The organism is Duganella vulcania (assembly GCF_009857655.1).
Taxonomy (GTDB): Bacteria; Pseudomonadota; Gammaproteobacteria; order Burkholderiales; family Burkholderiaceae_D; genus Rugamonas; species Rugamonas vulcania.
The window spans coordinates 25,076-33,323 of sequence record NZ_WWCX01000068.1; the positions used below are offsets into that span (position 1 = coordinate 25,076).

At 66.2% G+C, this 8,248-nt stretch carries 7 protein-coding genes; 1 reads left to right on the top strand and 6 read right to left on the bottom strand.

The genetic code is table 11. The features are described from left to right. Positions 1 to 141 precede the first annotated feature (141 nt). Both GTP90_RS25970 and scpB read right to left on the bottom strand, forming a co-directional pair. Complete coding sequence (locus GTP90_RS25970; protein WP_161086221.1) at positions 142 to 2,328, bottom strand: pseudouridine synthase; 2,187 nt, start codon at positions 2,326 to 2,328, stop codon at positions 142 to 144. Beyond that, positions 2,315 to 3,094: an SMC-Scp complex subunit ScpB gene (scpB, locus tag GTP90_RS25975; RefSeq protein WP_161086222.1), complete on the bottom strand. Its 780-nt coding sequence runs from the start codon at positions 3,092 to 3,094 to the stop codon at positions 2,315 to 2,317. Before scpB ends, GTP90_RS25970 begins: the two co-directional genes overlap by 14 nt. Positions 3,095 to 3,245: 151 nt before the next feature. On the opposite strand from scpB, the gene GTP90_RS25980 reads away from it, so the two are divergent. Next, positions 3,246 to 3,398: a hypothetical protein gene (locus tag GTP90_RS25980; RefSeq protein ID WP_158568768.1), complete on the top strand. Its 153-nt coding sequence runs from the start codon at positions 3,246 to 3,248 to the stop codon at positions 3,396 to 3,398. A gap of 6 nt (positions 3,399 to 3,404) precedes the next feature. Here GTP90_RS25980 and GTP90_RS25985 read toward each other — a convergent pair whose 3' ends face one another. From GTP90_RS25985 to GTP90_RS26000, 4 genes are all read right to left on the bottom strand, one after another. Then, complete coding sequence (locus GTP90_RS25985; RefSeq protein ID WP_161086223.1) at positions 3,405 to 4,430, bottom strand: glucokinase; 1,026 nt, start codon at positions 4,428 to 4,430, stop codon at positions 3,405 to 3,407. 221 nt (positions 4,431 to 4,651) lie between these two features. Continuing rightward, positions 4,652 to 5,605 carry a VTT domain-containing protein gene (locus tag GTP90_RS25990; RefSeq protein WP_161086224.1) on the bottom strand — a complete coding sequence of 318 codons (954 nt, stop codon included), beginning with the start codon at positions 5,603 to 5,605 and terminating at the stop codon, positions 4,652 to 4,654. A 25-nt stretch (positions 5,606 to 5,630) separates the two neighbouring features. After that, on the bottom strand, positions 5,631 to 7,358 hold the full coding sequence (locus GTP90_RS25995) for an ABC transporter ATP-binding protein (protein WP_161086225.1): 1,728 nt from the start codon (positions 7,356 to 7,358) through the stop codon (positions 5,631 to 5,633). After that, positions 7,358 to 8,248 (bottom strand): ABC transporter permease (locus tag GTP90_RS26000; protein WP_161086226.1); only part of this gene is annotated, 891 nt, incomplete at its 5' end. The genes GTP90_RS25995 and GTP90_RS26000, both read right to left, overlap by 1 nt.

The following is an 8,248-nucleotide window of genomic DNA, read 5'->3' on the forward strand; positions in this document are numbered from 1 at the left end:
ATAACCTTATATGAACTGCGCTGCAATGCCGCATGACGCGGAAAAGCAGGCTTACAACAGTTCATAAAAGGCCACAAGCCGCGCAAACAGGGGCGATGCGCTGCCTAACCCCGCTCTATGACAGCGGGGTCAAGCACGCAATCACCCCTTGCGGCGGCGCGGCATGCCATGGTCGATGGCGCCGCCGCGCGGCGGCTGGTTGCGGCGCGGCGCGCTGGCGTTGCCAAAACCAAAAGTGGTCTGCAGCGGATCCGGCTGGCGCGGACCACGGCTCGGGCCTTTGGCCGATTGGCCGCCACCCTGGCCTTGTCCACCCTGGCCGCGGCCCTGTCCTTGCGGACGCGGCCCCTGGCCTTGCGGACGCGCCGGGCCTTCGCCCAGCGGACGGCCGCCGGCGTAACCGCCGATGCCTTGCGGACGGCCACCTGGACGGCCCGAAGTCTGCGCGCCACCGGCCGCACGGCCCTGGCCGTTGCCGCCTGGACGGCCACCGCCCTGGGCGCCGCCCGGACGCCCCTGGCCATTGCCGCCTGGACGGCCCTGGCCGCCACCGAAGCCCCCCTGGCCACGGCCATTGCCGCGCGGGGCTTTGGCGAACGGCATCACGTTGTCATTGCTGACGTCGGCGCGGTTGAAGTTCGGTTCGTCGTGATCGTCCTCGTCGTCATCGTCGAAGTCGCGGTCATCGCGCTCGGCGCCACGGCCGCGCTGCGGACGCTTTTCCGGCCCCTTGTTCTGGGCCGGCTTAGCTTGCTGCTGCGGACCCTTACCGCGCGGCGCAGGCGCGTCGCCGCCCTTCTTCTCGACACCGTAGGCGCTCAGCATGTCGCGCACGGTATTTTCTTCCAGCTCTTCCCAGCGACCACGCTTCAGACTGCTTGGCAAGGTCATCGCGCCGTAGCGGGTACGGATCAGGCGCGACACGGTCAGGCCAATCGCTTCGAACATGCGGCGCACTTCGCGGTTGCGGCCTTCGCCAATGATCACGCGGTACCACTTATTGATGCCCTCGCCGCCGCCGTCGGCGATCTTGGAGAACTGCGCCAGGCCGTCTTCCAGCTCGACGCCGGCCAGCAGCTTCTGGCGCATGCCTTCTTCCAGCACGCCCAGCGTACGCACGGCGTACTCGCGGTCGATGTGGTAGCGCGGGTGCATCAGGCGGTTGGCCAGGTCACCCGAGGTGGTGAACAGCAGCAGGCCTTCGGTGTTGAAGTCCAGGCGGCCGACGGCCAGCCATTTGCCGGCCTTCATGGTCGGCAGGCGGTCGAACACCGATGGGCGGCCTTCCGGATCGTCCATCGAGACGATCTCGCCGGCAGGCTTGTGGTACACCAGCACGCGCGGCGGCTTCTTGCTGACGCGGCGCTGGATCAGCTTGCCGTTCAGGCGCACGGCGTCGGTCGGCAGGATGCGCTGGCCGATGTGGGCCGGCTCGCCGTTGACCGACACGCGGCCGGCAACGATCAGGTCTTCCATGTCGCGGCGCGAGCCCAGGCCGGCTTCGGCCAGGACCTTGTGCAGCTTGGGCGCGTCGTCGTCCGAGGTCAAGTCGCGGCGCACCACTTTCGGCGCGGCGTGGCGGCCCTTGGCCGGCTCGTCGCTGTCGAAGGCGTCCGAGGTGACATAGGAGAATGCGGCATCCGCATCGTTGAGCTTGGCGCCGCCGGCGTTCTGGCCGCCGCGCTGCGGCTTGCCGTTCTTGCCTTTGCCGTTCTTGCCGTTGCGCTGGCCGTCCGGACGCGGGCCGCGCTCGTGGCGTGGCTTGCCGCCTTCGGCTGGCGCCGCGCCTTCCACCGCCGGGGCGGCTTCGCCCTCGACCGCTGCGACCGGCTCGGTACGCGGCATCATTGCCTCGCGCACGGCGCGCTGCTCACGCATCTGGCGTGGGCCACGCGGACCGCGCGGGCCGCGCGCTGCGCGTTCGCCTTCGGCAGGAGCGGCTTGCGCTTCGACTGCCGGGGCTGCGGCTGGCGCTGCCTGCTCTGCCGGCGCGGCTTCAATAGCAGCGGCTGGCTTCTTGGCGCGTGGCGCCTTGACTGGCGCTTCGGCCGGCGCTGGTGCGGCGGCTTGCGGCGCGGCTTCGGCGGCATCGGCGGACTTGGCGGCCGGCTTGGCGCGCGGCTTTTTCACCGGGGCCGGCGCATCGGCGGCGGCGACTTCGGCATCAGCCTTGGTCTTGCGCTTCGGCTTGGCGGCGACCGTCGCGTCGCCTGCTGCCGCTGCCGCGGTATCGGCCTCGATCTGGGCCTTGGTACGGCGTTTAGGCTTGGCGGCCGCTTCGGCCGGCGCTACGTCGTTGACTGTCTCTGGGGAATTAGGATTGTTCATTGTTCGTTTCTTGGTTGTGCTCAGCGTCAACCGTTACATCGGGCGCGGATTGTGTTTGTGCTTCCTGGCCGGCTTCCGGGCTAGTCGCGGCTTCTGCTTCGGCCGCTGGCAACTCGCTCTCCGTACCATCTGGGTGTTGCGCGGCTTGCTGCGCCGCTTTGTCAAAGTTCTCCTGCAGGGCCGCTTCCAGCGCTTCCATGTCCGGTCCGCCGCCCTGCGAGTCGCTGATTTGCTGCAAAGGAGGCAGCTGGGACAGCGAATTCAAACCCAAATCATCCAAAAACTGCTTGGTCGTGCCCAGCAAAGCCGGGCGGCCGACGACGTCGCGGTAACCGATGGCGTCCACCCAGCCACGGTCTTCCAGCATCTTGATCGTCTGCGAATTGACGGCTACGCCGCGTATTTCTTCAATATCGCCCCGGGTGACCGGCTGCCGGTAGGCGATGATCGCCAGCGTTTCCAGCGTCGCCCGCGAATACCTGGGCGGTTTTTCCGGATTCAGGCGGTCGAGATACAACTTCATCTCGGGGCGGCTCTGGAAGCGCCAGCCGGTCGACAGGCTGATCACTTCGACGCCCTTGCCAGCCCAGTCCAGCCTTAATTCTTCGAGCAATTCCTTGATCGTATCGGAACCGACTCCGGGACCGCGCGGCCGGTCTTGATCGTCCACTTCGACAAACAGCTTCTTCAGACTGTGGATCGACAATGGCTCACGAGCGCATAGCAAAGCGGTTTCGAGGACTCTTTTAGCCTCAGCTGTATCCATAGCAATCTTGTGGTTGCATTTTTATGCAAGAAAGAATTCAATCACATTCAGTGAGGCAATGGCCAGCACCCATGGCGCTGACAGCTGGAATACTCGCTGAAGCTGTTTTTCCGACGCCCGGGCCGATGTGCGCCAGGCGGGAGAGAGGGACATGCCGGCAATGGCCGAGGCCCTCACCTTTTACGTGAAACGACCTCGGGGAGCGTGGCTTTCGGGCATGACCGAGCAGAGACGTTTCATCCAACAAGCCGAATTGTACCTGATAAAACGACAAAAAGCGCATTTCGACGTCATCGAAATGTAACTTGCCTTACGCAGCAGCAAGTCTTTCCGACAAGATTGCCGAAACACCTACAAACGCCGGGTATTCCGCCGTGATCACCCAGGTCGGCACGGCGGACAGATATTTGTTGAAGCGGCCCTTGGATTCGAAGCGGGCGCGGAAGCCGGAGCGGTCGAAACGCTCGCCCAGGCGCGGGACGATGCCGCCGCCAATATAAATGCCGCCCTGCGCGCCCAGTGTGACGGCGATGTTGCCGGCGATGGTGCCCAGCATGCAGCAGAACGCCTCGATGACTTCGTCGCACAGCGTGCATTCGCCGGCCAGCGCGCGGCGCGAGATCTCGGCGGCGCTCAGCTTTTCGGCCGGCATGTCGGTATGGTCGGCCAGCGCGCGGTAGATCAGCTCGATGCCGGCGCCGGACATCAGACGCTCGGCGGAAACGTGTTCGAATTCCTTCCATGCATATTGCAGGATGGCCACTTCGGTCGGGGTGGCCGGCGAGAAGGTCACGTGGCCACCCTCGCTCAGCAGCGCGGTCCAGCCGTCCTTGCCCGGGATCAGGCCGGAAACGCCGAGGCCGGTGCCGGCGCCGATCAGGCCCAGCGGCGTGCCGGCGATGGCCGTGCCGCCGCCCACCTGGTGCTTCTGGATGGCCGACAGCTGCGGCAGCGAGCTGGCCAGCGCGGTGAAGTCGTTGACCACGACCAGCGTGTCGAAATTGACTTCGCGGCGCAGTGCTTCGATCGAGAATTCCCAGTGGTGGTTGGTCATGCGCACCATGTCGCCGGTGACCGGATTGGCGATAGCGATCGCGCCATTCCGGATGCCGGTGACGCCGGCCTGGGTGACGGTCGGCGAGGCCAGGTAGGCGACCAGGGCGGCGGCCAAGGTCGGGTACGCGGCGCAAGCCAGTACTTCGATCGCCTCAATCTTGCCCGGGGCGGTTTCCAGCGCAAAGCGCGCGTTGGTGCCGCCGATGTCCGCCAGCAGACGCGGGCCACTTGCGAAAGCAGTGGTCAGGGAGGGAGGCGTTTGGAGGGACTGAGCTGTCATGATAGATCGAAAATAGTTGAGGCCTAAGCTTAAGGTATTTTCACTATCCTAAGCAAGTGAAGTTTGTAGTTTTAGTACACATGCGGCAGCTTTGCCACAAGAAATTACAATACGGAATATTTTCTGCGTAGTATGACTACGGTTTTCCGGGCATCCGCGTGCCATGGGAGCGCTCCCATTCACGGGCAAAAAAAACCGCCCAGGCGGGCGGTGTGGCGGGGTCAGACGGAGGCTGTGTTGCCCTCGTCCACTTCGCGGGGCCGGCCGAAGGCGGCGTTCCAGGCGTCCAGGCCGCCATGCAGCGGCTGGGCGCGGGTGTAGCCGTGGCTGATCAGCTCCTTCGCCACGTGGGCGGCGGTGACGTCGTTCGGGCAGCTGCAGTAGACGATGATGTGGTGGTTCTTGTCCAGCGCGATCAGTTCAGGGCTGGGCTCGCCGCCGTTGAACAGCAGCGCGCCCGGCACGGCCGGTTCCAGCATTTGCGCGGTTGCGCTGCGGGCGTCGATCAGTATCGGATGCTTGCCCTGCTCCTGCAGTTTCTTCAGGTCGTCGACGGTGATGCGTTCGATTTCCACCGACTGGCGGAAGCGCTTGCGCTCGACATATTTAAAGACGACGAACAACAGCAACAACACGCCCAGCACGATCAGCGCGGTGGTGCCCATGGTGCTCAGCACGTCCAGCACCTGGTCGATCTGGGTGTGGAAGCCGGCGCCCAGGGCGATGCCGGTGCCGCTCCAGACGATGCCGCCGGCGACGCTGAAACCCAGGAAGGTGGCGTTGGTGGTGCCCAGGGCGCCCGCCAGCGGCGGCGCGATGGTGTTGAATCCGGGGATGAACTTGGCCACGACCAGCGCCTTCGGGCCCCAGCGGTTGAAGTTGTCCTCGGTCTGGCTGACGCAGTAGTCGGGCGACAGCGAAATCTTGCACAGCAGGCGCAGGATGCGCTTGCCGTAGTAGCGGCCGGCGCGGAACCAGAAATAATCGCTGATCAGGCAGGCGACCACGCTCACCGACAACACGGCCAGCCAGTTGCTGTCGCCGTTGACCGTCAGGGCGCCGGCCACGATCAGCAGCGGAAATGCCGGAATCGGCAAGCCGATCTGCTCGACCAGCACCACGGCGAACACGATCAGTACGCCATATTCTTGCAATAAAAGGATTAAGTTCGCCATGCGGATATCTTATCTTAAAAAACGCTTAACCGTGCCGCGGTATGGCCGCCAGCAGCGCGCGCGTGTAGGGGTGGGCGGGGTTGCGGTACAGCTGGTCCGAATCGGCCAGCTCGACCACCTCGCCGCGGTGCATCACCATCACCTGGTCGGCGATGTATTTCACCACCGACAGGTCGTGCGAGATGAAGATGTAGGACAGACCGAACTCGTCCTGCAGGTCCTGCAACAGGTTCAGCACCTGGGCCTGCACCGACACGTCCAGCGCGGACACCGACTCGTCGCACACCAGGATCTCCGGCTTCATCGTCAGGCAGCGGGCGATGGCGATGCGCTGCCGCTGGCCGCCGGAGAACTCGTGCGGATAGCGCTGGAAGGCCGTGGCCGGCAGGCCGACCTTCTCCAGCAGCCCATGCGCGATGGCGGTGCGCTCGCGGTCGTCGGCGCCGATGCGGTGGATGCGCATCGGCTCCAGCAGGATCTGGCCCACCGTGAAGCGCGGGTTCAGCGAGGCGTAAGGGTTCTGGAAGATGATCTGGATGCGGCGCTTGTAGGCCTGGAATTCGCGCGGGGTCATCGCCAGCAGGTCGCGGCCGTCGAACATGGCGCTGCCGCCGCTGGCCTGGTGCAGCCGCAGCAAGGTCAGGCCGACGGTGGTCTTGCCCGAGCCGGACTCCCCCACCACGCCCAGTGTCTTGCCGCGCGCCAGCGTGAACGACACGTCCTTCACGGCCTGGAATTCGCGCTTGCCGAACCAGCCTTCGCGCAGGTGGAAGCTCTTGCTCAGCTTGTTCACCACCAGCACCGGCTGGTCGTCCGGCCCATAGCCGCGCCGGCGTTCCAGCGGATGCAGCGGCGTCACGCCCTGCCCTTCGGCGATGTCGCCGCCGGCAAAACGCTGGTGCTCGATCTCGCCCAGGTAATCGGCGATCACCGGCAGGTGCCAGGGCCGCGCGTCCAGCGACGGCCGGCAGTGCAGCAGCGCCTTGGTGTAGCCGTCGCGCGGCTGGCCGAGCACCTGCTGCGCGGGGCCGGCTTCGCGCACTTCGCCGTGGCGCATGACGATCACGTGGTCGGCGATCTCGGCCACCAGCCCCAGGTCGTGGGTGATGAACAGCACCGCCATCGCGTGCCGCTTTTGCAGGCGCGCGATCAGTTCCATGATCTGTTTCTGGATCGTGACGTCCAGCGCGGTGGTCGGCTCGTCGGCGATCAGCAGCTTGGACTCGCAGGCGATGGCCATGGCGATCATCACCCGCTGTTGCTGGCCGCCGGACATCTGGCTCGGGTAGGCGTCGATCCTGGCGGCGGGATCGGGAATGCCGACTTCGTCCAGCAGCTCCAGCGCGCGGCGGCGGGCCTGGGCCGCGCCCATGCCCATGTGCAGCCGCAGCACTTCGACGATCTGCGCGCCCACCGTGAAGACCGGGTTCAGCGACGACATCGGTTCCTGGAAGATCATCGCGATGTCCTTGCCGCACAGGGCGCGGCGCTCGGCGGCGGACAGCGCCAGCAGGTCGCGGCCGTCGAAGCGGATGCGGCTGGCCGGGTCGATGACCGTGGCGTCCGCCGGCAGCAGGCCCATCACGGCCAGCGAGCTGACCGACTTGCCGCTGCCCGATTCGCCCACCAGCGCGACGGTGGCGTTGCGCGGCACCTGGAACGACACGCCCTTGACCGCCTCCACGGTCGTGTGGCGGTCGACGCGGAAGGCGATGCGCAGGTTGGCGATGTCCAGCAAAGGGGTATCGTCCATCATTCCACCTTGGGGTCGAGGGCGTCGCGCAGGGCGTCGGTGAACAGCGAGAAAGCCGTCACCAGCAGCGCCATGGCGACGGCGGCGGCGGTCAGCTGCCACCAGCAGCCGAGGATCAGCTCGTTCTGCGCCTCGTTGAGCATGCTGCCCCACGAGACCACGCCGACCGGCACGCCGAAGCCGAGGAAGCTGAGGATGACCTCGGCCTTGATGAAGCCGACCACCAGGATCGACATCTGCACCAGCGCGACGTGGCTGACGTTGGGGAAGATGTGGACGAACATCCGGCGCCAGTGCGAGGCGCCGATGGCGTCGGCGGCCAGCACGTATTCGCGCGCCTTGTGCTTGATGTACTCGGCGCGGATCAGGCGGTATGGGCCGGTCCAGCCGGTCAGGCCGAGGATCAGCACGATGGTCGCCACGCCCTTCTGCTGCAGCACGGCGGCCACGGCCAGTATCATCAGCACCGAGGGAATGGCGGTGAAGATGCTGTAGAACCAGTTGAACAAGTCGTCCACCACGCCGCCGAAGTAGCCGGACAAGGCGCCGAACAAGGTGCCCAGGCTGACCGCCAGCAGGGCCGCCACCAGGCCGACCACGATCGAGGTCTCGCCGCCCTTGATGGTTTTCTTGATGATGTCGTGGCCCCATTTGTCGGCGCCGAACGGCAGCGTCGCCAGGCGGCCAGTGCCAGCCTGGGCCGCCGCCGTGCCGCCCCGCGCGCCGCGCAGCTGGGCCAGATCGGCGGCCAGCGGATCGGCCACGCCATACATGTCGATGGCGCCCTCGCCGCCGCCGGCGAGCTGCGCGCGCAAGGCGCGGATGTCGTCGGCCAGCGGGTCGAAGGGATTGTCCGGCAAGGCTTGCGCGGCCTGCGCGGGCGCGGCCGG

Excerpts from the sequence above, each read along its gene's own strand:
- GTP90_RS25985 (WP_161086223.1), bottom strand. The coding sequence starts at position 4,430 with ATGACAGCTCAGTCCCTCCAAACGCCTCCCTCCCTGACCACTGCTTTC.
- scpB (WP_161086222.1), bottom strand. The coding sequence starts at position 3,094 with ATGGATACAGCTGAGGCTAAAAGAGTCCTCGAAACCGCTTTGCTATGC.
- GTP90_RS25995 (WP_161086225.1), bottom strand. The coding sequence starts at position 7,358 with ATGGACGATACCCCTTTGCTGGACATCGCCAACCTGCGCATCGCCTTC.
- GTP90_RS25970 (WP_161086221.1), bottom strand. The coding sequence starts at position 2,328 with ATGAACAATCCTAATTCCCCAGAGACAGTCAACGACGTAGCGCCGGCC.
- GTP90_RS25980 (WP_158568768.1), top strand. The coding sequence starts at position 3,246 with ATGCCGGCAATGGCCGAGGCCCTCACCTTTTACGTGAAACGACCTCGG.
- GTP90_RS25990 (WP_161086224.1), bottom strand. The coding sequence starts at position 5,605 with ATGGCGAACTTAATCCTTTTATTGCAAGAATATGGCGTACTGATCGTG.